The organism is Pseudoprevotella muciniphila (assembly GCF_003265305.2).
GTDB classification, from domain to species: domain Bacteria; phylum Bacteroidota; class Bacteroidia; order Bacteroidales; family Bacteroidaceae; genus Alloprevotella; species Alloprevotella muciniphila.
In genome coordinates this window covers 1,551,191-1,577,670 of the sequence record NZ_CP033459.1, presented here as the reverse complement: position 1 = coordinate 1,577,670, position 26,480 = coordinate 1,551,191, and the positions used below count along the sequence as shown (strand labels likewise).

The following is a 26,480-nucleotide window of genomic DNA, read 5'->3' as shown; positions in this document are numbered from 1 at the left end:
GCATAGCACTAATGCAGCAGACCTTTCTATTGTAAAATATGTTCAGCGATTTTGAATCAACTTTATTTGGCTTTTTGTACGGGTTGCATATCTATCGGCTGTTGTGTCTGTGGTGCTTTCGGTCCATCAGCCTCGCCCACCAGTTCGATAGTGAAAATCAGGGCTGAGAAAGGCGGAATCACTTCGCCTGCACCCTTGCTGCCGTAAGCCATTTCGGATGGTATGTAAACCTTCCATGTAGAACCTATAGGCATGCTCTTGAGTGCGAGTTCGAAGCCTTTCACGAGTTGGTTCTTGCCTACCGGCATTGGAGCGGGCTCGTTGGCATCCATATTTTGGTCGAACACCTTACCATCGATGAGTTCGCCCTTGTACTTTACTTTCGCATACTTGCCTGTCTGTATCTTGGCACCTGTGCCTTCCTTTACTACTTCATAGTACACACCCGAGCCCAACGACTTGATGCCGCCCTTCTTGGCTATCTTCTGCATGTATTCTGCGTTCTTTTTCTTGTTGTCGCCAAATTTAGTCTCGTTGGCCTTTTCGCCCAATACCTTGAACTTTTCGCTAAGGTATTCCTGAGCAGCGGTTGCATCCATCTTCTTGCCGTTGATGACATATTTCGTGGTCTTCTTCACCGCACCGTCCTTGAGACCATTGATAAACAGACGCTCGTTGATGTGTTGTGTAGTGTCTGCAGCAAAAATCTGTGCTTCTGTAGCAGGGAAGGCCTGTTGCTTGAACTGAATACCTGCCTGGAGACCGAGGCAATAGGCAACCGCCTTCTTGTCTTCAGCATCGAATTCCTTCATACCGTCCTTGATACCCTTGATGAAGTCATCAATGTGTGTAGAGTCGCTGCCTACCTGATTGAGGTACATCTTCATCTGTTCGGGCATGGCTTGCGACATACCGAGCAAATAACTGATGGTGTCGATTTCTTCTTTAGGCACACTGCCTTCTTTTTTGTCGCCGCCGCATGAGGTCATGAAACCTACTGAAAACACTGCGGTCATGGCGAGAATGATAAACTTTTTCATTATGCTAATTATTAATCTTTTAGTTCTTTTCAGTTCTTTTTGACGATTCAGAGCACTTGGATGAGTTCCACATCGAATATGAGTGCCGCGTAGGGTGGTATTGAGGCACCTGCACCGCGTGAGCCGTATGCCAGGTTGTAGGGAATGAAGAAGCGAAACTTTGCACCCTCGCCCATCAGTTGCAGACCTTCTGTCCAACCGCTGATGACACCATTGAGTGGGAATGTGGCAGGTTCGCCGCGACGATAACTGGAGTCGAACACCGTGCCGTCGATGAGCCGTCCTTCATAATGGCACTTCACGTTGTCTGTAGCACTTGGGTGCTTGCCGAGACCGGCTTCAAGTACCATATACTGCAGTCCGCTTTCTGTAACTTTCACGCCTTCGCGCTTGGCATTCTCTGCCAGGAAATCTTCGCCTACCTTACGTGCTGCCTCGCCCTTCTTGGCTTCGCGAGCCTCTTGTTCCTTAATGAAGAGTTCCAGTTGCTGCTGCGCCTCAGCAGGCGTCAAAGCAGGCGTCTTGCCTTCGAGCACATCTGCCACCGCCTGTGCAAAGTCTGTGGCAGAAAAGTTCTCAACACCCATCTCGCTGAACTGTCTGCCGATGTTCATGCCGAGTGCATAACTTAATTTGTTCATAGAATAAAAGTCCTTATTTATATAATTTGCGCGCAAAATTACATATTTATTCGGAATAATGGCGTCTCTTTGCCGTTTTTCATTTTATGCATATCTTTGTAAGACCAAAATTAAGAGAAAGATGAAAAAACTGGTTTTGCTCACCGGAGCCGGAATGAGCGCAGAAAGTGGTTTCAGTACTTTCAGAGACTCTCAGGGACTTTGGGAGAAACATTCTGTGGAAGACGTTGCAACGCCCGAAGGGTGGGAACGCAATCCGGATATGGTTACGGATTTCTACAACAGCCTGCGTCACGACCTCATCACGGGCAAGCCCAATCAGGGACATTATGATGTGGCGGCTCTCGAGAATGACTATGAAGTGGTGGTGGTTACTCAGAATGTGGACGACCTCCACGAGCGTGCAGGCAGCACGAATGTCATCCACCTGCATGGCGAACTGATGAAAATGTGTTCCACCCGCAACCCCAACGACCCTCGTTATATTCGCACGCTACAGCCGGAAGAGTGGGAAGTGCCTCGCGGAACGATGTGTGAGGACGGTTCATTGCTCCGCCCATGGATTGTGTTCTTCGGCGAACCTGTGCCTAACCTCGATGCAGCAGCACGTGAGGTGTCAGAAGCCGATGCGCTCCTCATAGTGGGTACATCACTGGTGGTTTATCCTGCAGCAAGTCTCATTCATTATGTCAAGTCCGATGCGCCTGTGCTTTTGGTCGATCCCAAGCCTGTGCAGGTGAATTCAAGCAGACATGTTGAGGTTATTCAGGATGTAGCGTCGAAAGGCGTAGCAAAAGCGGCAGAACTATTAAAAAGAATGCTGTAACGGCGAGTTTCGGACAAGATGAACCTGCTTTTCAAGATATGCAGCGCCATAGTGTGGGTAATGGCGCACCTGTTGGGGATGACTTACGAGGAACTCAACACGGTGCTCTTTATCTATGCCGAACCTGCCGTGTTGCTCTTTACGGCACTGCTGTTGCCCATATACATGGCTTACAAGGTATGGAAAAAGGCTACAGTTTGGCGAATAATTGTATTCGTTCTTTCGCTCGCCTATGTAACGCCGTTCATCATAGCCTGTCGCAAATTGTGGACGCACTACAACCTGTCGCTGCACGACAATTTCGTACTTGCCTATGAGGATTTGAACCATGCTGCAGAAACGACAGGTTTGGGGTACATAAAAACCGTTTTGCTCCTTTTCATCGGGATTTTTTTAGTCTTACTCATAGTTAATTTCTTCTTGCTTTACCTCGAACGCGCCCTCTTTGTTGACATGACGGAGAAAAAAATCAGAGCCATCGTAGAAAAGCGAAAGAAAGTTGCTCAGAAGGAAAAAGAGAAAGAAAAATCCGACAAAACAGAAGAAAAACAACACGAAGACGCAAACAAAACTGCAGAAGATGCCGAATTTCCTACGGAAAAGCGGTAACTTTGCGCCGCAAAAAATCATTATATCCAAAATTCGATGAAACAATACAAATTGGTAAACAATGTGCTGGGATGGATAGTCTTTGCCATTGCAGCCTTTACTTACTGCTCCACCGTGGAGCCGTCAGCAAGTTTCTGGGACTGCCCGGAGTTTATCACTACAGCCTATAAAATGGAAGTAGGGCACCCGCCCGGTGCACCTTTCTTCATGCTGACGGGTAATTTCTTCTCGCTCTTCAGCAGCGACCCTTCTGAAGTGGCATTGATGGTCAACATCATGTCAGCGTTGCTCTCGGCTTTGTGTATCCTGTTCCTCTTCTGGAGCATCACCCACTTGGCACGCAAACTGATTTGCACAGACGGCATAGTGGGTGCCACTTGGCAGACCATTGTCATCATGGGCAGCGGTGTGGCAGGAGCACTGGCGTACACCTGGAGCGACACGTTCTGGTTCTCGGCAGTTGAAGGTGAGGTTTATGCCTATTCATCCATGTTTACCGCACTTGTGTTCTGGCTCATACTCAAGTGGGAGGACAATGCAGACAACCCCGGGTCGGACAAGTGGCTCGTACTGATTTTCTACCTCACAGGTCTGAGCATCGGTGTCCACTTGCTCAACTTGCTCTGCCTGCCAGCCATTACGTTGGTTTACTACTTCAAGAAGAGTAAGAACGTCAATGCAAAAGGTTCGCTCCTTGCCGTACTCGTCAGCGCAGTGCTCATTGGCGCGGTGCTCTATGGTGTGGTGCCTGGCATCGTGAAGGTCGGCGGCTGGTTTGAACTCTTCTTCGTCAACACCATTGGCATGGGTTTCAACTCGGGTATGATTATCTATATGATTGTGCTTGTAGCCATCGTCCTCGCTGCCATTTGGGCGACCACACAGAAAAACCGCACGCTTATCAATGTGCTCTTCCTGCTTACGGTAGCCATGCTCGGTATTCCTTTCTATGGCGAAGGATTCGGATCTATTCTGCTTGGTCTTATAGTACTCGCAGTTTTGGGATGGTTGCTTTTCCTCAAGCGTGGTGGGGGGTACCTCGTCCGCAAGCGCGTGCTCAACACCTCATTGCTTAGTATGCTCATGCTGATGATTGGCTATTCCACGTATGCCGTCATCGTTATTCGCAGTGCGGCAAACACCCCGATGGACCAGAACTCGCCCGAAGACGTGTTCACCCTTGGCGAATACCTTGGTCGTGAGCAGTACGGCACACGTCCGCTCTTCTTCGGCGAAGCCTATACTTCCCGTCCTGAAGGCGTGAACAAGAAAGACCACATACAGAAACACGAAAAAGAGGATGCCAACGAACCGGATAAGTACGATGAAGTGGAAATTTCCGGCAACTATCGCTATCCGTCAGGCGCAAAGATGCTCTTCCCGCGAATGTACTCATCAGCACATGCTGCTTCCTACAATTCCTGGCTCGGTGGTGATGTTGGTATGCGCACAGCCAATGTGGACTATCGCGATGACAATGGGAACATTATAGGTAGTGAAACCATAGAAATGCCTACGCAATGGTCCAACCTGAAGTTCTTCATGATTTATCAGGTGAACTACATGTATTGGCGCTACTTCATGTGGAACTTCGCCGGACGACAGAACGACATACAGGGCTTCGGCGAGAAGAATCACGGCAACTGGATAACAGGTATCTCGTTCATCGACAACATGATGTACGGCGACCAGAGCCTGTTGCCCGACGACTTGAAGAACAACAAGGGACATAACGTGTTCTATTGTCTGCCGCTCATTCTCGGTTTGCTCGGACTGTTCTGGCAGGCGTTCAACGGCAAGCGCGGCATACAGCAGTTCTGGGTGGTGTTCTTCCTATTCTTTATGACAGGTCTGGCGATTGTGCTCTACCTGAACCAGACACCGTCGCAACCGCGTGAGCGTGACTATGCATACGCAGGATCGTTCTATGCCTTCGCCATCTGGATAGGACTTGGTGTGGCTGCCATCGCAACGTGGGCAGACAGACTGATCAAGAACAAGACGATTACAGCCTGCATCGCCAGCGTGATAGGTCTGCTCATCCCCTTGCAGATGGTATCGCAGACGTGGGACGACCACGATCGCAGCGGACGCTATGCCTGCCGCGACTTCGGTGCCAACTATCTGAATACACTCCCTGACAACGATTGTCCGGTTATCTTCACCAATGGCGACAACGACACCTTCCCGCTTTGGTACAATCAGGAGGTGGAAGGCTTGCGCACTGATGCGCGTGTGTGCAACCTGAGTTACCTGCAGACCGACTGGTACACCGACCAGATGGTACGTCCGGCATACGACTCGAAGGCGCTGCCCATCACGTGGGACCGCGTGCAGTATGTGGATAACACAGGTTACGATGTGTTCTATATTCAGCCCAATAAGTCGGAACTGGACGAAATCAAGGCGAAAGACCCAAGTGTAAACCCATACGAACTGAAATACATCATTGACAACTATGCCCGCAAGCAGAAACCCATACCTACCGACTCTGTCATTGTCAGCGTGAACAAGCAGAATGTCATCAAGAGCGGTATGACACTGCCCAACGGCCCCGACAGCATACCCGATTACATCACCATCTCATGGGCTGGAAAGAGTATGATTACGAAGAGCGAGATGATGATTTACGAAATGCTTGCCAGCAGCGACTGGAAGCGGCCGCTCTTCATGTCCGTAACACTCGGACAGGAGAATTACGCACGTCTGGACGACTATCTCGTGCTCGAAGGCCTTGCTTATCGCATCACACCGTTCAAGCAGAAAAGAAGTGTGGATGTTGAAAAGATGTACAACAACATGATGACGCGCTTCAAGTATGGCGCAGTCAACACACCGGGCATCTACCTCGACGAGACTAACATGCGCATGTGTCGCACACACCGCCACATGTTCAGTCAGTTGGTGGGTAATCTGGTAGCACTCAGCGAGCAGGAGAAGGCGAACGGCGATGAGGCCAATTCCAAGAAGCACCTCGACATGGCGCGCAAGGCCCTCGAAAAGTGCAAGAAAGAACTTCCGTTCACTACCATACCAGTCGATGCCAGCGACTATGCTTTGGCTGAACTATGGGTGAAAGCAGGAAACAAGAAGGAGGCTGAAGCCATCTTCAAAGGTGTGAAAAAGCAAGCCATCGACAATCTGAAGTGGATTAACTCCTTAGGAGAGGATTCTTACGAATCGAACGCAGACGAAGCAGAACGAAGTATTCAAGTACTCTACCAAATGATGTCACAAATGAAGGAATACAAAATACCGGGAGCAGACAGTGCGGAAAAAGAATTCGAAGCCATCTCTTCTACAGGTATTGGTGGTTTCATCAATAGCCAAATGATGATGCAGCAACAAATGCAGATGCAACAGCAAATGCAACAGCAGAACGGTGGTGCTGCCGGTGGCATACTGGGTGGATCCGGTGGTCTGCAACTTGGTCTGTAACAACCCTTGATAAAACGCAGGCTCCGCCATCATTGCAGTGCGGAGCCTGCGACATTTTATTTCGACGAAGGTTTCCGTTAAGCCAGAAGGGCAGAAAAAACAATACCTATAGGTCATGTTTATTGAGCAACCCGCTAAATTCCTGAGATGGCTCTATCCGCACGCCCTCTGGCGTATGGATAAGCACGAACGCGCAATATACCTGACGTTCGACGACGGACCTATACCCGAAGTTACTCCGTGGGTGCTTGAGGTGCTCGACTTCTATGAGATACATGCCACATTCTTCATGGTGGGCGACAACGTGCGTAAGCACCCGGAAGTGTTCGAAATGGTGAAAAATGCAGGACACAGGCTCGGAAACCACACATTCCATCACATCGGAGGACTGCGTCGCAACTACAAGACGTATATGGCAGACGTGGAAGAAGCGAACAAACTGATTCAGACCGACCTGTTCCGTCCGCCACACGGTTGGATGACCACACCGCAGTATGCACGGGTGTCGCGCAAATACAAGGTTGTGATGTGGGACCTCGTTACGCGCGACTATTCCACACGTCTCAATGGTCGCGATGTGTTGCTCAACGTGCGACGTTTTACACGAAACGGGAGCATCATCACCTTCCACGACTCCCTTAAAAGCCAAGACAAACTGATTTATGCCCTGCCAAGAGCAATAGAATGGCTCAAGAGTCAGGGATATGAGTTCAAGGTCTTTCCTTGAACTATTTTTCTGTCCCTTCTTTAACATGGAAAGCAACACTCTTTCAGCAAAAATCATCAAACAGGCTGCAGAGCGCTTAGGTTTCACGGCTTGCGGCATGGCTCCGGCAGAGCGTGTGGCGCCATGGCAGGAAGCACGCGTCAGGGAATGGCTTGAAGAGGGGAAAAACGGAGAAATGGCATATCTCGAGAACAATGTAGAGATGCGGCTCGACCCCCGGTTGCTTGTACCGGAAGCAAAAACTGTAGTCAGTCTGGCACTCAATTATTATCCGAGCGAGGAGATGGCAGAAGAAGGCTACCATTTCGCACGCTACGCCTACGGAAAGGACTATCACGACGTTATGCGGCGCAAATTGCGGGAACTCATGCAACAACTTGGATTGAAGGAGTATGAGGACGCAAGACCGTTCTGCGACACAGCCCCCGTGGACGAACGCTATTGGGCTTGGCGTTGCGGACTGGGATGGATAGGGCGCAACACCCAACTCATCGTACCCAGAAAGCATGGCAACAAACTGCAGCCAGCGGGGTCGTACTTCTTCCTTGGGGAAATCATCACTACGCGCGAAGTGGACCAATATGATTCTCCCATAGCGTCACGATGCGGAAATTGCAGAGCCTGCCTTGATGCCTGTCCCACCAAAGCGCTGACTGAAGGTGGACTTGACGCACGCCGGTGCCTGTCGTATCTTACCATTGAATATCGGGGCGAATTGTCCGATGAAATCGGCGATCTTCTCAAAGATTGCATTTATGGCTGCGACCGATGCAGCGAAGCCTGTCCGTGGAACAACCTCGCGCTGCCAAACACAGAAACCGACCTCCAACCCTCCGAGGAATTCCTCAGCATGACGCAAGATGACTGGAATAACCTCACCATTGAGCAATATCGGAAGATATTCAAGGGGAGTGCCGTGAAACGCGCCAAATACGAAGGCCTCACACGAAACATACGCCTTGCCGCAAAGAAGAGAAAGGAACTTTAGGGAGTTCTATGGAGGTGTTCTGTCAATCAAATTGCGCCACACTATCTTCTCAGGCGGTGTGGCGCAGTATATAGGGGGGGTAGAAATTTTTGACGTATTTGTGCAAGGTTATCTAAATCCGTCGACGAACCAGTTTTCTCTTTGGAAGAGTAGTCGTAAGGTGCGTGTTTGAGTGACTGACTGCTGAGCGGTGTTGAGTGTGATGAAGACGAGTGCGCTGTCGCCGCTGATGCGTGTGGAGTCGATGGCAGAAAGGCGCGTCGTGCCTGTGCCGGAGCCTTGGAATTCGCCTTCCCATACGGAATACTCGTCGCAGGTGGTGCAGGGGAGTTTTTCTGCTTCCCGTGCAAAGCGGCTCGTGAAATACTCCACATTTTTCGGTGCCGGCGATATATGGTTAACCGATGGTTTTTGCACCATATAACTGCGGCTCTGGTTGGTCAGTACTTCCCGATAAATGGCTTCTATACGCGATTTGAGTGCTGTTTCGGAGCGCATGTCCATTGTCCTTGGTTTGCTTTCAGTCTGCGCGGTGTCGCTTATGTCAGTTTTCTTGCTTGCAGTATCTTCCGTTATCTGTATGGCTCCTGCCCGCTTGGCTTCTGCGCGTTCTTCGGGCGAGGGGGAGTTGTTCCGGCAGGATGTCAGTGTGATGATAACCAAAGCCACAGCGATAAATAGCAACTTCTGCATACTATGATTCTTGTTTTATATAAAACGGCGGCAATTCTCCGAATATAGGATGTTTGCCGCCGGAAAAACTTTTCAGGAACTTATGTTGCTACAGACCCCAATCGGAAAGCGTGAAACTTTTCTCCGTGTCTCCTTCAAAGACATCGTTGAGGTTGTGGAAGAAGTCGATGCCTGTTTCTGCTTCGAGTTGGTCGATGCTGACAGCATAATTCTTCAGGTCGTACTCGTCGTCAGTATAGTAGCGGTGCTCAAGCAAGAATCCGATGGACTTATACACACCACCCTTGACCCTAAGGAGCGCCATAAAGAATTTCTGTGGAACGGCGACGGCGTAACCTTTAGAACTGTATGTGTATTCCGTGATTTGGTCAGGGTTGATGATACCGCCTTTCACCACATAGAGCGTGTCAAGGAACGAGGTGTTGTTGAGATAACTTCTCACTTTTCCTTCGAGTTTCACCCAGATGCCTTCGTTGAATGAACTGAGCATGGGCGACATGTTTGTCATGTAGAACGTTTGCATGTTAGCCTCTTTGCTGTACTGTCGGTCGGCAGATGCACAAAGGTGTCCTCGCGAATAACCCATGAAGTATCCGCTACCCACTTGGTTGGTTTCCGGTAACGATGGGTCGTCGTACCATACGCCGTGATAACCGGCATCGCCACTGCTCGTCCTGTTGTCGAAACGGAAAGCCACCCAGCGCGAATGGTTCATTGATGGGTCGTATTCCAGACAGTAAGTCTCAAAATCACTGCCATCTGTCAGTTTGGTAGAATGACTGATGAAGATATTACCTTCTTTGAGAGCGGGTATTTCGAGCGGTCCGTCGTTGGGATACTGCGCAACAAAATCTGCCCATTCGTCGCCGAGGATAATATTATCATCGTCATCACCGCAAGCCATGAATGTCATGCAGATGGCTGGTATGAAAAACAGGTAATAAAATATCTTTTTCATTTCGATTATTCAATGAAATGGGGCATGAGGTGCTTGCTGCAAGAGGTAGCACCTCTTGCCCCGTTTAGTTATTGCTTATCAGTTGTAAATCACTTCGAGGCTCACAATGCGCATTTGGCTACCGCCCGAGTTTGAAGAGTGGCTGTTTGTGATGTCGAGCGTGTTGGTTATAGTGCCAACTGCAGGTGTGAATGTTACGACATAGTTGGTTTCATCCTTTGCAGGACTTACTGTTGAGCCTGCTGCGTCTGTCGCTGTCAATGTCTCGTTACCCATATACGAAACACCGCTTGAACTCGTTGCCACACAATGGAAGACGATGCTCTTGATAGGACGGCTGGAAGTTACGGTCAGTTTGTTATTAGCATAGAGGCGCAGACTCTTGTCTATGGTGTAGTATTTGGGTGAATTGGTTCCTCCGTTCTTGCCGAAGACGAGGGTGGTACCATCTACAAGGGTGATATTCGTTACTTCTGCGGCATTTGCCAGACCGAGTTGCTCAGAGACGAGTCCTACACCGAGGTCAGTGTTGTAACCGGCATTTGTTATACCATCGCCTACTGATGGGTCTGTACCCGGGTCAGGAGTGGTTCCTCCGCTTGCTGTGCCGGCAGCCACCGTCAGGTTCTTTACTTCCCATGTGGAAGATTCCGTGTCTGTGGCACTATGGCGCAATGCCACGCGGATGGTCTTGCCCATCAGTTCTGAAGGTACGTTGACATCCGCCTTCGAGAAGTCGGTGTAATTGCTGCCTTCTGTGTGCTTCGAAACGAGGGTAGTCCAGTTGTTCTGTTCAATTGTTTCTGCATCGTAGTTGCTATTATCGATAACGAGCAGTTTCTGGTTTTCATCTCCACGGTTGTAACGTAGGATATAGTCGTAACTGATGTGTACGGCATTGGCTGATCCAAGGGCAATAGGTGGGCTCACGAGGTAGTTCACTCCTGCCTTGTTGGTCTTGGAACTATTGTCGTAGAGTGAGATGGCTGCTGTGCTGTAATCGTTCTTCCAGCCTGTTGCACCACTTGCGTTCACATTAACGTAATTACCGAGCGATGTTTCGAATGTTTCTGTGTAGTCGAGTTGTTGCACTTGGTCATTGTCAGCCGGTACAACAGGGTTGGGAGAATAATCGCCTTCGCCCTCTGTTACGGAGAAGTTTCTCACTTCCCATGTAGCAGCTTTGGAATTAGCGATATACCTCAGTGCTACGTGTACGTTTTCCTGTCCGCAGAATTCTTCTGGTACGTTGATGTTTCCGCTGTTATACCAATCGTTCCAGTTACTTCCTTCTACCACATTCCATTCCAGTTCAGTCCAGTCATCCTCTTGTGGTGTGCCGCTTTCAAAAGTTTTGCTGATGAGCAGTTTGTAATTGGTTTTCAGTTCTTCTTTATTAAGGGCATAACGCAAGATAAATTCGAATGCTATTTTAGCATGCTGAATGTTTCTCAAATCGAGTTGAGGCGATATGAGCCAAGAGTCAGATCTGTTGTTCTCTCCATTTACATAGGCTGTTATAGCAGCGCTTCCGTAGTCGATTTTCCAAAGGTAGTTACCTATCTTGTCGATGGCTGTAAATCCTTCGAGCGATTGGGCAAACGTGGCTGTGAATGGTAAGGTCCTGACAGATGACTCATTTTCTTCACCCCCATTATTATCTTCGATATCATTGATACCGTATGGTGCCGGAACGTCCGAGCAGGCTGCAAAGCCCAATGTGAGGGCTACTGCAAAAAGTAAAGAAAGATATTTCTTCATGGTGTATCTTGTTTTTATTTATATTTCAAATTTGTTTGGTTGCTTTGTGATGGTATTATGCCGACTTGCTTATTGTTCTTGTTCTGTGGGAAGAATATTCAGGTCGTCGAGTGCGCGCAGTTGCACCTGCCATCCATCATAATAGGTCAGGATACCTGTGAAGGTGCAAGTCGTAACCGGTATTCTCGTAAAGGCTATCTCGTTTTCTGTAGAGGTTCTGAGAGTCACTTTCGAGGTGTTGGTCAGCAGTTGGATGGTGCGGTCAACACCGTAGCCGTCGTCGTGAAGCACTTCCGGTGCAAAAATTTTGTATTTCACACTGTCAGCATCCATATAGATGGGCTCTTTCTCGCCTGTTACTTCACCTACGGCAGGAATGTTTACGTTGTCGCCCTGCACTTCTGTGATATATCCCCTCACTGTGGCAAGCGTGGGACTATTCTGGTAAGTGCGGTTTGCTGTTGCTCTGAGCCAGGCATCGGTGGGTACCCATGGCTTGAGTTCACGTGCATTGGGGTCGGGTGCGCCTACAAGTTCGATGTTAGTCTTGCAAAGGTCGAGGAGCATGGGACCCAGGTTGAGGTTGCCATAACTGGTGTAGTAAGGCTGTCCGATTTTTGGTGTCTTACTGTAGCAGCCCACGTAAAGTCCCTTAAGGTTTACCTTAACCTTTTGTCCGAGTTGGAAGTAGGGGTAAAGGCAGGTGTTCTTAATGCTCAACAGTATGCAGTCGCCAATGGTGTCTGTTTCGCTGCTGAAACTTCTGAGCATGAGTGTCTGGTAGAGATTTCCGCTGATGTCGTTGGCTACGATGACGCCTTCAATCACCTGCGAGTCCTTCACTTGCGTATAGAAATTAGAAGCATTTCTGCTGAAGTCCGCCCCATTTCTGCCTGCGCAATATTTTTTCTTGATATCAGCGATGGTGGTATTGACTTCTCCCACACTTGTCTGGCTGGTGATAGAAAATTTGCTGAGGTCGGGATCGTCATTGTTGTCCATGCACCCCGTCAGGCAGAATGCAGACAGTGCTGCGAACATTAGAATTGAAAATATACTCTTTTTCATTGCTGTTTTCGTTTTTTTAGAATCTGAAACCGACGTTCAGGAAGAAATTGAATGCGTTAGCGTAGTAGTACTTCGAGTTTCTCGAGAACTTGTAAGAGCGTGCCACACCTGTGGAATAGAAGTCGTCGCGGTTTTGTTCGTAGCCGCCCGTTCTCAGGTTGCGGTTGTTGGTGATGTTGTTAAAGGAGAGGTTGATGCTGATGCTTTTACCTCGCTTCAGGCGGATATATCGTCCTATTGAAGCATTGAGCATAAATCCTCCGTCGAATTTTTCCTGAGCAGGGCTGACAGCCTTGAGCAGGTTGCCATCTGCATCATACAGCATACCTCCGTTTTCGCTGATGTCGCTTCTTGTTACCTCAAACACGTAATTGCCTTCGTAGGTGATGTTGGATACGTAGTTTGGCACGACATTGCTCAAGCGGCGATATTGTGAATAACTTACATATACACGGTTGTAATAGTTCAGGTCGGCTTCGAAGAACCATCCTTTTATGTTATAGTTTGCTCCTAAACTCAGTGCTGTGAGAGGTGTTCCGTTGGCATGCATACCGTCTGCAATTACTCTCAGTGTTTCTGCTTTTCCTGTCACGGGGTTGACAGCCTTATTGAGCGAAGCAATGGTGGCACTGTTCATGCCTTCGTAGTTCACCTGAGCCAATGGGTTGTTGGTATATTTAGCCTCTCCCATGCTTCCGATGAAGTTGAACGAAAGACTTGATGTTACGGCATATCTCAGAGCCATTTCCACACCATAGTAAGCCTTGTCGATGTTGCTCATGGTGAGATAGGTGAAACGCTGTTCCTGGTCGTTGTAGAAAGCGGTCTGTTCTACCATGTTCATCATTCTTGTCCAGTAGCCGCTTATCTTTCCGCTGAAGTCGCCGAAACGGAAGTCGTAAGAAAGGTTGGCATTGAAGATGTCTTCCACTTTCAGGTTGTCCACGAAGTTGTTTTGCATTCTCGCTGCAACAAATGCGTTGCGTGCAAGCGGAGCCTTCGTGATGGCAGACAATCCGAGTTTGACAGTGTTGTTTGGTATGGGTTGATAAGCGAAGAGCACTTTTCCACCTCCTGCAAGGAATTTGGCTGCACCGCTCTTGCCGTATGAGTTTTCCGGTGCACGTCCGTTTTGCATCTTTCCGTCGCGCTCGATGGTGGTTCCGTCGATGTGAGCACCAACAGTAACGCCAAAGTTTCTGTAAGCATGTTCATAAGCACCCCAGAGTTTGGCATAGTTCACGATGATATTGTAGTCGTATCCAAACTTGTCATCTTTCCTGATTTGTCGGTTGGGGTGTCGAAGGTCGTTCTGTGCTTCTGTGCTGTTGGGGCCGTAATCGTTTGCAGCGAACTTGTCCACATCGGTGTAGTTAGTACCTCCGAGCAGGTCATCCATCGTCTTGTAATGCATACCTTTGGTGTGGTTAAGCACGGCTCCGATGGCATATTTGTTGTTGGTGTTGATATAGTGTGAGAATGTTGGACTTAGTGCGAATACCAACTGGTTGTTGTGGCGGCGTTCCTGATAGTAGAGTGCTTCTCCGCCGAGTTGTTCGTTCTGCCGGTTCACGAAGTACATGCGGTCCCAGTTGATTTGCCGGTTGGCTTTGCTGGATGTCCAGAAATCGTAGAGCGTGTTCCACTGCTCAAGCAAGAAGGGGTGTTCGCCCAGATAAGTTGGGTTGTTCTGCTGAGGGTCATAAACATCGAATATGCTCGAAGGCAGATTTTTGTAATAGTCTGGTCGTGGGTCGTATGCATCGCCATTCCATCCGAGCGCCGTACTGGAATACATATTGTATTTAAATCCTGCCGAGGTGGTGAGTTTTCGGTCGCGGTCGAAGCGACAGTCCCACGTCAGGATGGCTGTAGGTTCAAAACTGTGTACTACGCGAGCATTTCGCTTAGAGCCGTTCTGGTAGCCCCAGTTAGGATTATAGTAGTGTGAGTTAGCCAGCCAATAGACCTCTTCTGTGGCAGCCGCTTGCTGTGCACGTTCGGTAGGTGCTCCGAATGTGACGAGCGATAATGTGTGTCGGTCGTTGATGCGCTTTTCTGCTGCGAGGAAGTAACTGAAGGAGTTGTAGAAAGTTCCCTCAATAACACCTTCGTTTGCCCATCTGTAGCCCACAGATCCCGCAAAAGCCCATCCATTGGGCTGCATGCCTGTGGCAAAGGTGTACATGCCTCGGAGCAGGTAGTTGCGGTTGGTGCCCGATAGCGTCAGTTTGTTCCCTTTTGAGAACTGGCTCGCCCTTGTGAGCATGTTTTGCGCCCCACCTTCATTTGCCATACCGAAGATGTTGAATTCGAAAGGACTGACAGATTCCCTGTTTCTCACAGCATCGTTCAATCCTCCTACAGAACTGTAGTTGAATCTTCCGCTTTCCATGTCGTTGAGCAACAAGCCATTCATATAGGTTTGGCTGCTATTGTTGTCATAGCCTCTTACCCTGAATCGCATGGCACTGAAGCGGAAACCAACTGCCGACATGAACGGGTCGTTCTTTGCGTTCATGATGGCACTCGCAGCCTGTGTGGCATCGCTGTTATCCTCATCGAGTTGCGTCTCAGTGAACGTCTCGTCGGAATTGTCATCCGCCATCGACAAAGAGTCGCTTGGCGTTTGGGCAAAAGCCCCTGCTGACAGCCATAGAGCAGCGAGTGTTAGAATTATTCCTTTTTTCATGATATGTTGATTATATATTTTTGTTGCGTATTGGGTTTAACACAAGGTTTGTTCTGCAAAACTAATTATTTTTTTTCTTATTGTGGTCTGTTTGTAAAAAAATGTTTATTAAAATGAAATACGTTATTACTTTTCTATTCTTTTTCTTAATTTTGCAAATGAATGGCAGATTGGTCGTCAGAGGTGCTTGCTTTTGTGCAGTATTGCCAGCGCGCGCCTTATAATTACCGGTTTGCATACCAATACTAATAACATGAGAAAGTTTCTTTTAAGTGTAGTGCTTCTGTATGCAGCCTTGATAGGCTTTGCACAGAATAATGGCGAAAAGCGTTATGCAATGTATGGTGTAGGTTTCTACAACTTGGAAAATCTTTTCGATACGTTGCACGATGCCGGTAAAAACGATTTTGAGTACCTCCCGGATGGTGCAAATGCCTGGAGCGGGATGAAGTATCGCGCCAAACTCAAGAACATGTCCACTGTCCTTGGTGAGATGTGCACAGACAAACTGAAGAATGGTCCTGCATTCATCGGGCTGAGTGAGGTGGAGAACCGCTCGGTGGTGGAGGATCTCCTCAAACAGCCTGCCCTTGCTGGAAGGAACTACCGAGTGGTGCATATTGAGGGACCCGACCGAAGAGGTGTGGACTGTGCTGCCATCTATAATCCGAAATATTTCGAACTCGACACCTGCATGTTGGTGTATTACTATTACCTTGACCCGAACCAGCCGGAAGTTGATCTGAGTTTCTATGTGGACGAGAACAAGCGGGTGGTGCCCTATCAGGAATTGCGTGGCGATACGTCACACGTCACGCGTGGTTTCCTTGTTGTTTCGGGAAAACTCGTGGGCGAGAAAACGCACTTTATCGTGAATCACTGGCCATCGCGATTTGCCGGCAGCGAAGCTCGCGAACGTGCGGGATATCAGGTGTACCACCTCAAGGAGGCACTGCTCGAACAAGACCCGGGTGCACACATTATTATAATGGGCGACATGAACGATGATCCGAAGAACAAGAGTATGTCGGAGCAACTGAAATGTAAGCACGACATTAAAGACGTAAAGTCTGCCCATGACCTCTACAACCCTTGGTGGGACATGCTCTACAAGAAAGGGCAGGGCACATTGTCATATCAAGGTTCGTGGAACCTCTTTGATCAGATAGTGTTCAGTGGCGACTTGATAGGCGACGACCGGTCCACACTGAAGTTCTTACGTAATGAGGTGTTCCTGCGCGAATATCTCTTCCAACGTGAAGGACGCTATAAAGGCAGTCCGTTCCGCACCCATGCCGGCGGCGTGTGGCTCAATGGCTACAGCGACCACCTTCCTACGTATATTTATCTCGTCAAAGAAGTGAAATAAGAAATTTTAAAGACAGACATATCTTATTATACCTATTTAAATATAAATGGCACAGAAACCATCTATTCCCAAAGGAACTCGTGACTTTTCGCCTGTAGAAATGGCGAAGCGTAACTATATATTCAACACCATCCGCGACGTATATGCACTCTATGGCTACCGTCAGATTGAAACTCCTGCAATGGAGAACCTTTCGACACTGATGGGCAAATACGGCGAAGAAGGCGACAAACTTCTCTTCAAGATACTTAACAGCGGTGATTTCGTGGCAAAAACTACCGACGAGGAACTTCTCGGAAGGAATAGTATCCGCCTGACTAATAAATTCTGTGAAAAGGGGTTGCGCTATGACCTGACGGTGCCTTTTGCACGCTATGTCGTACAACACCGCGAAGAATTGCAACTTCCGTTCAAACGTTACCAGATACAGCCCGTTTGGCGTGCAGACCGACCGCAGAAAGGGCGCTATAGGGAGTTCTATCAGTGTGATGCTGACGTGGTGGGCTCCGATTCTCTGCTCAACGAAGTAGAACTCGTACAAATCATCGATGAGGTATTCTCCCGTTTCGGAATTCGCGTGTGTATAAAAATCAACAACCGCAAGATTTTAGCAGGTATTGCTGAAATCATCGGAGCACCCGACAAGATTGTTGATATCACTGTTGCCATTGACAAATTAGACAAAATCGGTCTTGACAACGTGAATGCAGAATTGCTGGCGGGCGGATTGTCTCAAGAGTCTGTTGAGAAACTGCAACCAATTCTCACCTTAAGTGGTAGCAATGAGGAGAAATTAGAAAGCATAGCCCATGTGCTCGCTGACAGCGAAACAGGGTTGAAGGGTGTGGAAGAAGTGAAATTCGTACTTGGTGAGGTAGCAGATGCCAGACCCCACAATGAGGTGGAACTGGATCTAACTCTGGCTCGTGGCTTAAACTATTATACGGGGTGCATTTTCGAAGTGAAGGCGCTCGACGTACAGATTGGCAGTATCACCGGTGGCGGGCGTTACGACAACCTCACGGGCATCTTCGGCATGCCCGGGCTTAGCGGTGTGGGCATTTCCTTCGGGGCCGACCGCATCTACGACGTGCTCAACCAACTCGAACTCTATCCGGAGGATGCTGTGGGTGGATGCCGTATTTTATTTATCAATTTCGGTCTTCGCGAGGCGAAACAATGTATGGCTTATGCAAGAAAATTGCGCACGGAAGGCATTTCCGCAGAAGTATATCCAGATAGCGTCAAGATGAAAAAGCAAATGAGTTATGCCAATGCACATGGTGTTCCATACGTGGCACTCGTTGGTGAAAACGAAATCAAGGAAGGCAAATTGATGCTGAAAGACATGGTTTCAGGCAACCAACAACTTGTCAGCATAGAAGAAGTTGTCGAATTGCTGAATAAGAGTTGACATTACTTGTTCATAACAATTTTTTGTGCCGTTTCCCCAAAAGAGACGGCATTTTTTTGTTTTGCAACTATTTTGTTTCAAATGCAACCATTCTCCTTGAAATGCTTATTTTAGTGCTATTTTGCTATATAAATTGCACAAAACAGAGTCTTTTTGCGCAAGATTTTTTACTTTTTTTCATAATCGGTTTGGTCATATAAAGTTTTCACTATACTTTTGCACGTCCAAAATAAAAAGAACGGACAGCAACCTTCTTCTATGAGGGTGTAGAAAATCAGAAATCAATTATTAACAAACAAAACAATTAATTTACACAACTATGGCAGACATGGAAATTGCAGCTAAAGTGAAAGAAATCATCAAGGACAAATTGAGCGTTGACGACGCTGACGTAAAGGACGAAGCAAGTTTCGCTAACGACCTTGGCGCAGACTCTCTCGATACCGTAGAGCTCATCATGGAATTCGAAAAGGAATTCGAAATTACCATCCCCGATGATCAGGCTGAAAAGATTTCTACAGTTGGCGATGCTATTGCATACATCGAGGAGCACACGAAAGCATAATTTCCGCATCCTTTAGAAACTTTCCGAGAAGTTTTTCTTCTTAAGAAGTCAAAGCAGTTGAGAAGTTATAGCAGTTACGTACCCTCCAAAAGTTCGTAACTACTATAATTCCAATAGCCGCTAACTACTTACGAGGGATAACTTCTTTTTTATATTTTAAAAAGAAACATGGAATTAAAAAGAGTAGTTGTAACCGGACTCGGTGCTCTCACCCCAGTAGGAAACTCTATTCCTGAGATGTGGGAAAACATCAAGAATGGTGTGAGTGGCGCAGCGCCCATTACAAAATTTGACGCGTCGGATTTCAAGACGCAATTTGCTTGCGAGATAAAGAATTTCAATGCAACTGATTATATTGACCGCAAAGAAGCCCGCAAGATGGATCCGTATGAGCACTATTGCCTTAAAGTGGCGGCTGAGGCGCTCGAAGACAGCGGATTAGATCTTGATAAGGAAGATAAGAACAGGATAGGTGTCATCACTGGTGTAGGTATTGGTGGTATTCAGACTTTTGAAAGCGAAGTGGGATATCGTGCCTGCCATAAGGAAGGTGCACCTCGTTTCAATCCTTTCTTCATTCCTAAGATGATCAGTGACATTGCCGCAGGGCAAGTAGCCATCAACTATGGTTTCCATGGTCCTAACTTCAACACCACTGCAGCCTGCGCCAGTTCTACGAGCGCCCTGATTGATGCGTTCAACAGAGTGTGTCTCGGTCAGGCTAACGTTATGTTGGCAATAGGTGCAGAAGCGGCCATTTGCGACTCTGCTGTGGGTGGTTTTAATGCCATGCATGCCCTTTCTACAAGGAATGACGACCCACAGCATGCATCGCGTCCATTCAGTGCCAGCCGTGACGGCTTCGTAATGGCTGAAGGAGCAGGTTGCCTCATCCTTGAAGATTTGGAACATGCCAAAGCGCGTGGAGCAAAGATTTATTGCGAGATAGCAGGCTGTGGTGAGAGTGCCGACGCACATCACATTACGGCATCTCATCCGGAAGGCCTCGGCGCAAAACTCGTGATGCTGAATGCATTGACAAACTCGGGACTGAAGCCGGAGGACATCGACTATGTCAACGTGCACGGCACATCCACTCCTGTGGGCGATATTTCGGAAGTGAAAGCCATACTTGATGTGTTCGGTCAGCACGCATACGAACTAAACATCAGTTCTACAAAATCGATGACGGGCCATCTTCTCGGAGCGGCAGGAGCAGTAGAAAGCATCATCTGCTGTCTCTCAGTGAAGAATGACATCGTGCCACCTACCATCAACCACGAAGAAGGCGATGAAGATGAAAACATCGATTACAATTTGAACTTCACTTTCAACAAGGCTCAGCAGCGCACAGTGCGCGCAGCACTCAGCAACACATTCGGCTTCGGCGGACACAATGCTTGCTGCATCGTAAAAAAATACGAAGACTGATACAAAGTAAAAATCCATAAAGGTTGGGGCTGAAAGTGGCTAATGGTTTCTTTCAGTGCCAACCTTCGACTATTATTAACAAAAACCGAAACAACAAAAATAGTCCATCAAACGGCTATGCCGAAACACAGAATGGCTATTCCCACAGTTTCGAAAACAAGTCTGAATACCCTGCTAAAGGAAAATAAAGAATAACGGTGTTGGCAGATTATCCAGAGTTGAAATACATTCCAAACAACAATGGGAGATTTATTAGGAAAAGTGAAATTGCTGTTTCAGAAAGACAAGCATCTTCACAACGATTTATACAAGATTCTCGGTTTCTTTCCTCGCAACATTGAACTCTATCAAATAGCCCTTTCCCACAGTTCAAACACATACAACAGGAAAGATGGGAGAAAATTCAACAACGAACGCCTTGAATTTCTTGGCGATGCCATCTTCGGCGCTGTTGTCAGCGACATCCTTTACCATCGTTTTGAAAACAAAAGAGAAGGATTCCTTACCAATACGCGCAGCAAAATAGTGCAACGCAACACACTCAACGAACTCTCTGCCGAGATGGGTGTGGAAAAACTTATACGCTCTAAAACCAAAAAGACGAGTCACAACAGTTACATCGCCGGCAACGCATTCGAAGCACTTATCGGTGCTATCTACCTCGATCGCGGCTATCCTGCTTGTAAGGCATTCGTAGAAAGACAAATCCTTAAGAAATTTGTCAATGTGGACATTGTGGCAAATACGGAAGTCAACTTCAAGAGCAAACTTCTCGAATACTGTCAGAAGAACCGTTTCAGATGCGAATTTACGCTCAAGAATGTTGACAACACCGATGCCAACACCCCTGTATTCCGCACTATAGTGCAAATTGAGGAGGTGATGTCTGGCGAAGGCAAAGGGTTCTCCAAAAAAGAAAGCGAACAAGAGGCTTCTAAAGATGCTCTTACACGCCTCTCGCGAAATGACAAACTCAAAAACCAGATTTTCGGTTCGAAAGAGAAACGTACTGCTATGGAAGCACCTGAATATGCTGCTGTGCCCAAAATTTTAGAAATAGAGAACAGTTTTTCCAAAGAGGCGAAAGAGCAACCGGAAACTCAAAACCAAAAGGCCCAAAATGAGAAAAAGGAATCTAACGACAATAGTAACAGCAAAACCTATCAACAGAAACAGATACCGAAGGCGCCTGATGTTACCGTAAAGGAAGACACGAAAAAAAATGAAGCCCAAAAAGAGAAAAAAGAGCAGAAGACTACCGAAGAAAAGATAGTTCAAAATCAGCAGAAACCCTCCAAGGAACAGACTGCAAGAAACAAGCCTGAAACAAAATATACAGAAGAACCTCAGGAACAGAAACGAACTGTCGATTCGGAGAAAGTTTCCGTAACACCTGAACAAACCATTGCGCTATCCGAAAATCCCTCCTTGCCTGTGAAATCAGAGCCTATGGTCGCTACTGAACAATCCTTGCGAGAGAAAAAAGAAGAAGAACCTGCCAAAAAGAGCGGCAGAAAAACAAACCGGCGATCAACTAAAAAGGAGACTCCACAGCCCGAACAAATTATAAATACTGAAGAAGGCACAAAATCTCCTGAAGCAGCAGAAGAAAAGCCGAAAGAAGAACCTGAATCAGTAGAAAAAACAGCACAGAAAGCACAAGCCAGACAGACTGCAAAAAAGACGGCAACCAAAAAAACGGCAACCAAGAAACCGGCTCCTGTCAAGAACGAAGCCTCGAAAGGCGAGGAGGTAGCAGACATTGCTGAAACAACGACTACCGAGATTTCCGAAAAGGCAGCAGAAGAAAAGGCGAAGCAACCTGCAAGAAAACGCTCAACAACGAAAAAAACTGCGACCAACTCAAAAGCAAAAGAAACAGCAGAAAAGGGAGAAGCCGCTCCTGTAGAACAAAAAGAAGATAAACCTGCAGAGAAAAAAACCAAATCCACCCGGAAGAGTGCTACTGTGAAGAAATCTGCTGAAAAGAAAACCTCAACGAAGAAGACAACTTCGACAAAAAAGTCTATCGCAGCGCAGTCTGCCGCAGAGCCGAAAGAAGTGAAATAACCCTCTCCAACAGCATTCCCTCATGCGCATACTGATGGTCAATACATCCGAACTGACAGGTGGTGCTGCTATAGCAGCCAACCGCCTGATGAATGCTCTTAATACTGAGGGTCATGAGGCAAGAATGCTCGTGCGCGACCGCAATACGGAGAGTAGTCTGGTCAGCACTATACCGAATGGTGCAAAGCAAAGGTGCGACTTCATCCTGGAACGATTAGGCATCTTCTTTGAAAATGGTTGCAGGAAACACCGCTTATTCGAAGTGGACACTGCCACCCGAGGTACGGACATCACCCTCGACAAAGCCTTTCAGGAGGCAGACATCATCCACCTGCATTGGATCAATCAAGGCATGCTCTCGCTTGGTGGCATCGGCAAGATCCTCGCGAGTGGCAAACCCATCGTCTGGACAATGCATGACATGTGGCCATTTACAGGTATTTGCCATTACTCGCGAGAATGCACGGCATGGCAGGAACAATGCGGTAACTGCCCAATCCTTCGTAAGGGAAACGTCAACGACCTCTCTCATCGACGTTTCCTGAAAAAAGCACAGGTCTATGCCAAGGGAAAAATAACTTTCATAGGATGTAGCGACTGGCTTGCCGACCTTGCCAGACAAGCCCCGCTACTTAGCGGCTATCGCATAGAAAGCATACCCAATGCCATCGATACTGACTATTATCAGCCATCATCGAAGGCACAGGCAAGAGAGGCACTGCAACTGCCTGACAATAAGCACATCCTGCTCTTCGTGGCTCAGAAAGCCACAAATCCTATCAAAGGTATCGACTACCTTAAAAAGGCTCTGGAGCGAATTTGCGAGGCAGACCCCTCTGTCAAGGACAGCATGCAACTCGTCATTGTGGGGCTTGAAGCATCAACACTGAAAGAAGCCGTTCCCATACGCGCCACCACATACGAGTACATCAGCGATACAGAAACCATGCAGCAACTGTATAATGCTGCCACGTTGCTCATGATGCCCACCTTGCAGGACAACCTGCCCAACACCATCGTTGAGGCGATGGCATGTGGGCTGCCTTGTGTAGGTTTCAATGTGGGTGGTCTGCCACAACTCATAACGCACCATCAGACAGGCTACCTTGCACAATACAAAGATGCAGCAGACTTTGCAGAAGGTATAAAGTATTGCCTGAAAGAAGGAATGGCTGAAAAAATGGCGATTTCATCGAGAGAAAAAGCACTTGCAAACTTCTCGCAACCCATCGTTGCTCAACGGCACGCAGCACTCTACGAATCTCTCCTTCCACATGATTAAGATATTGATATTACTTACAAAATAACTCAGAATTCTATAAAAATGGACACACAACCTCCGTCGGACTCTGCCAGTCAAAAAAACACAGTTAAATTCACCATTGCCACCGTCACCTACAACGCTGGCGCTCTCATTGCCAAGACCATAGAAAGCATTGAGCGGCAGGATTATCCACACGTGGAACACCTTATCATTGATGGCAATTCTTCTGACAACACACTTGAGCAAGTACACCACTATCAGGAGCGCAACTCCATTGCTGATGTGAAACATGAAGTCAACTGTCTCAGTGAGCCCGATGAGGGTATCTATGATGCCATGAATAAGGCGATAGACCTGGCTACGGGCGACTACATCCTTTTCCTCAATGCGGGCGACACCCTCATCTCCGACACTACGCTCTCCGACATACAACGTAGCATTGCAGACGAGGAATCACTGCCTGCCGTGCTTTATGGCAACACGGACATAGTGGACAGAGACGGCAATTTCATCCGACATCGCCGGCTGCAACCGCCCGAGATTCTTACTTGGCGCAGTTTCAGATACGGTATGCTGGTCTGCCATCAGGCATTTCTGGCTCGTACCGACCTGGCGAAAGCAAATATATACAACTTGAAATATCGTTTTTCTGCAGATTTCGATTGGTGTATCCGCATCATGAAAGAAGGGCAGAAACGCCGCGAAAAACTCTTCAATACAAGGCTTGTTATTGCTAATTTCCTAAACGAAGGCGCCACAAAAGTAAATCACAAGGCCTCGCTCAAGGAGCGGTTCCGCATCATGCAAAAACACTATGGTTTAGTGGCTACATCTGCACTCCACAGTTGGTTTGCATTGCGTACGTTTATCAAAAAATAACATTTGTATTGCGATGAAAGAGATAAACCCTGAAGAGGAGTACAGAAAAATGTCATACACTTGCTCGCTTCGCGAAACGTGCAGGAAAGATGTTCAGACCAAGTTAGAGCGACGAGGTGCTGATGTAAAGACTATAGAAGACATTCTGACTCGTCTCGAAAAGGGTGGTTTCATCGATGAAAACCGGTATGCACGGGCTTTTGCGCACGACAAGTACCTCTTTGACAAATGGGGGCGGCTCAAGATTCGCAACAGCCTACGGCTCAAAGATATCAGTCAGACCGATATCAGCGATGCACTGCAGCAGATAGATGAAGATATTTACCACGATAACCTAAAGTCCATTATTGACAATAAGCGCCGCACGACTAAAGCAGACACGTCGTTCGCCCTGTCGCAAAAACTGCTCCGATTTGCCACGTCGCGAGGCTATGAGCCGCACCTTGTATTCCCGCTTCTTGAATTAGATGAATTAGAAGAATAGAAAATTCTAATCTTCCCAACATTTTTCATACCTTTGCACCTGCATAGTGGTTCCGAACACGTTCGGCCAAGAGGGAATGCCGTGAAATTCGGCAACAGTTCCCGCTGCTGTAAGTCCATTTATGCTTGCAAACATCACCGCCACTGCGCTCCTGTTGCGTGGGAAGGCGTTTGTCAAGCGGACAAAGTCAGAAGACCTGCCACTTTTTTGCATTCACGCACGTTCTCGGGAGATAGAACAAGCAGTGGAAAGGATTCTTCTTGTCCGCCTTTCTATAGGCATACCCCTGACTGCACTCCCAGTGATCGTGTGTTTAGAAAGAGTAATCATTTTAAACATACAAACATTATGAAACAATTAAAAATTTTTGCAATTGCTCTTATTGCAGCACTTACGTTCACAGCATGTGGTGACGATGACGATCCAAGACCTATCATCGATCCTGTAGAAGTTGACGGCAATGCCCTCGTAGTCAGTCAAGGCTCATGGGGCGGCACACCTGGTTCGCTCGGCCTCTTCATGCCATCGGACAGGTCTTTCAGCACACTCATCGCCGACCTTGGCGACTCTCCCCAGAATGTCGTTGAAGAGGATGGTTACATCTTCGTACCTGTCAATGCAGAAAGCGTTGTAAAGGTGTATGATGCCAGAACAGGCTCCCTCGTTACTTCCATAGCCATACCTTTCGTGCAGAATATCTGCGAAGAAAACGACTTCGTTTTTGCTGTGGGTAGCGACTCTCTCTTCCGTATCAATACAAAGACAAAGGCAGTTGACCAGAAAGTTAAAGTAGGTCCTGGTCTTTATTGCGTAGCAGCCACCGACCACTACGTATATGTTCCTATTGCCGGAACCTATCATGAATGGGGTAACCCGGAGAACTACATTGATGGTATGCGCCTTGCTAAATTCGACATCAACAACATCAGCAAAGGTGCTGTGAAAGAAATAGCAATAGGCATGAATGCCTACAACCAAATAGCCGTTGACAACAACGACAACATTTTCGTGGTATGCAACGGCAACTATGCAGATGTGGGCAAGGCTCTCTACAAGGTAACTCCTGCCGATGTAGCAACAAATATAGGCGAGGCAGACATGATAACCATCAGCAAGAATGTGCTTTATGCCATTTCATCTTCTTATGATGGGATAACTACCTATAAGAAGTATTCTACCACAACGAATGCTCTCCTGGACGAAGACTTCCTGAAAGAAGCAACCGAAAAACCCATCAATCCCACTTTTATTTCTGTTGATAAAAAATATGGCAACATTCTTATCGGTAGCAACAACCTGAAAGATGATGGTAGTGTGGACTATCAAGGTAACGGACTGCTCTATTGGTATTATTCTGACGGCAAATTTGCCAACAAATACACCACTGGTCCCAATCCTTATTATGCACTCTTTGTAGACTAATAATTATAACGTCAATTTACCCGCTGGACAAATTAAGCGCATTTGCTTCATTCGTCCAGCGGGTTATGATTTGGATTGATTTTTCAAAAAAACAGAGAAAGAAACCATTGTTTCGGAATTTATTAGCACATTTGCAAATCA

General features: G+C 47.5%; 21 protein-coding genes and 1 riboswitch. Of the genes, 14 read left to right on the top strand and 7 right to left on the bottom strand.

Annotation, left to right across the window (positions count from 1 at the left end):
* Positions 1–62: 62 nt before the first annotated feature.
* Positions 63–1,040, bottom strand: a complete 978-nt coding sequence (locus C7Y71_RS06380) for an FKBP-type peptidyl-prolyl cis-trans isomerase (protein WP_111899006.1) — start codon at positions 1,038–1,040, stop codon at positions 63–65.
* A 47-nt stretch (positions 1,041–1,087) separates the two neighbouring features.
* Complete coding sequence (locus C7Y71_RS06375) at positions 1,088–1,681, bottom strand: FKBP-type peptidyl-prolyl cis-trans isomerase (protein ID WP_111899007.1); 594 nt, start codon at positions 1,679–1,681, stop codon at positions 1,088–1,090.
* A 121-nt stretch (positions 1,682–1,802) separates the two neighbouring features.
* On the opposite strand from C7Y71_RS06375, the gene C7Y71_RS06370 reads away from it, so the two are divergent.
* From C7Y71_RS06370 to queG, 5 genes are all read left to right on the top strand, one after another.
* A complete protein-coding gene (locus C7Y71_RS06370; RefSeq protein ID WP_111899008.1) occupies positions 1,803–2,507 on the top strand; it encodes an SIR2 family NAD-dependent protein deacylase in 705 nt (234 codons plus the stop codon).
* 18 nt (positions 2,508–2,525) lie between these two features.
* Positions 2,526–3,116, top strand: a complete 591-nt coding sequence (locus C7Y71_RS06365) for a hypothetical protein (protein ID WP_146739467.1) — start codon at positions 2,526–2,528, stop codon at positions 3,114–3,116.
* A gap of 36 nt (positions 3,117–3,152) precedes the next feature.
* On the top strand, positions 3,153–6,554 hold the full coding sequence (locus tag C7Y71_RS06360) for a DUF2723 domain-containing protein (protein WP_111899010.1): 3,402 nt from the start codon (positions 3,153–3,155) through the stop codon (positions 6,552–6,554).
* A gap of 115 nt (positions 6,555–6,669) precedes the next feature.
* On the top strand, positions 6,670–7,281 hold the full coding sequence (locus tag C7Y71_RS06355) for a polysaccharide deacetylase family protein (RefSeq protein WP_111899011.1): 612 nt from the start codon (positions 6,670–6,672) through the stop codon (positions 7,279–7,281).
* Positions 7,282–7,306: 25 nt separating this feature from the next.
* The gene (gene queG / locus C7Y71_RS06350) at positions 7,307–8,269 is read left to right on the top strand and encodes a tRNA epoxyqueuosine(34) reductase QueG (protein WP_111899012.1); all 963 of its coding nucleotides are present in this window, start codon (positions 7,307–7,309) and stop codon (positions 8,267–8,269) included.
* Between the two features lie 108 nt (positions 8,270–8,377).
* On the opposite strand, the gene C7Y71_RS06345 is transcribed toward queG, so the two are convergent.
* From C7Y71_RS06345 to C7Y71_RS06325, 5 genes are all read right to left on the bottom strand, one after another.
* On the bottom strand, positions 8,378–8,962 hold the full coding sequence (locus C7Y71_RS06345; protein ID WP_111899013.1) for a hypothetical protein: 585 nt from the start codon (positions 8,960–8,962) through the stop codon (positions 8,378–8,380).
* Between the two features lie 88 nt (positions 8,963–9,050).
* Positions 9,051–9,920: a DNA/RNA non-specific endonuclease gene (locus tag C7Y71_RS06340; RefSeq protein ID WP_111899014.1), complete on the bottom strand. Its 870-nt coding sequence runs from the start codon at positions 9,918–9,920 to the stop codon at positions 9,051–9,053.
* A gap of 78 nt (positions 9,921–9,998) precedes the next feature.
* On the bottom strand, positions 9,999–11,681 hold the full coding sequence (locus tag C7Y71_RS06335) for a choice-of-anchor J domain-containing protein (protein WP_111899015.1): 1,683 nt from the start codon (positions 11,679–11,681) through the stop codon (positions 9,999–10,001).
* 69 nt (positions 11,682–11,750) lie between these two features.
* Entirely contained in the window at positions 11,751–12,749 is a 999-nt protein-coding gene (locus tag C7Y71_RS06330; protein WP_146739468.1) for a DUF5689 domain-containing protein, read from the bottom strand.
* Positions 12,750–12,765: 16 nt separating this feature from the next.
* On the bottom strand, positions 12,766–15,441 hold the full coding sequence (locus tag C7Y71_RS06325) for a TonB-dependent receptor (protein ID WP_111899017.1): 2,676 nt from the start codon (positions 15,439–15,441) through the stop codon (positions 12,766–12,768).
* Between the two features lie 253 nt (positions 15,442–15,694).
* Between C7Y71_RS06325 and C7Y71_RS06320 the strand changes: the two genes are divergently transcribed.
* From C7Y71_RS06320 to C7Y71_RS06280, 9 genes are all read left to right on the top strand, one after another.
* A complete protein-coding gene (locus C7Y71_RS06320; RefSeq protein ID WP_111899018.1) occupies positions 15,695–16,810 on the top strand; it encodes an endonuclease/exonuclease/phosphatase family protein in 1,116 nt (371 codons plus the stop codon).
* 46 nt (positions 16,811–16,856) lie between these two features.
* The gene (gene hisS / locus C7Y71_RS06315; protein ID WP_111899019.1) at positions 16,857–18,224 is read left to right on the top strand and encodes a histidine--tRNA ligase; all 1,368 of its coding nucleotides are present in this window, start codon (positions 16,857–16,859) and stop codon (positions 18,222–18,224) included.
* 328 nt (positions 18,225–18,552) lie between these two features.
* Positions 18,553–18,789 carry an acyl carrier protein gene (locus C7Y71_RS06310; RefSeq protein ID WP_111899054.1) on the top strand — a complete coding sequence of 79 codons (237 nt, stop codon included), beginning with the start codon at positions 18,553–18,555 and terminating at the stop codon, positions 18,787–18,789.
* 168 nt (positions 18,790–18,957) lie between these two features.
* On the top strand, positions 18,958–20,220 hold the full coding sequence (gene fabF / locus C7Y71_RS06305; protein WP_111899020.1) for a beta-ketoacyl-ACP synthase II: 1,263 nt from the start codon (positions 18,958–18,960) through the stop codon (positions 20,218–20,220).
* Between the two features lie 240 nt (positions 20,221–20,460).
* A complete protein-coding gene (gene rnc, locus C7Y71_RS12020) occupies positions 20,461–22,290 on the top strand; it encodes a ribonuclease III (protein WP_226943406.1) in 1,830 nt (609 codons plus the stop codon).
* Between the two features lie 22 nt (positions 22,291–22,312).
* Positions 22,313–23,572, top strand: coding sequence for a glycosyltransferase family 4 protein (locus C7Y71_RS06295; RefSeq protein ID WP_111899021.1), 1,260 nt, complete (start codon positions 22,313–22,315; stop codon positions 23,570–23,572).
* Positions 23,573–23,614: 42 nt separating this feature from the next.
* Complete coding sequence (locus C7Y71_RS06290) at positions 23,615–24,433, top strand: glycosyltransferase family 2 protein (protein WP_111899022.1); 819 nt, start codon at positions 23,615–23,617, stop codon at positions 24,431–24,433.
* 13 nt (positions 24,434–24,446) lie between these two features.
* The gene (locus C7Y71_RS06285) at positions 24,447–24,917 is read left to right on the top strand and encodes a regulatory protein RecX (RefSeq protein ID WP_111899023.1); all 471 of its coding nucleotides are present in this window, start codon (positions 24,447–24,449) and stop codon (positions 24,915–24,917) included.
* A 30-nt stretch (positions 24,918–24,947) separates the two neighbouring features.
* A riboswitch (cobalamin riboswitch) is annotated at positions 24,948–25,135 on the top strand.
* A 130-nt stretch (positions 25,136–25,265) separates the two neighbouring features.
* Positions 25,266–26,339 carry a hypothetical protein gene (locus C7Y71_RS06280; RefSeq protein WP_111899024.1) on the top strand — a complete coding sequence of 358 codons (1,074 nt, stop codon included), beginning with the start codon at positions 25,266–25,268 and terminating at the stop codon, positions 26,337–26,339.
* The last annotated feature ends 141 nt before the right edge of the window (positions 26,340–26,480 follow it).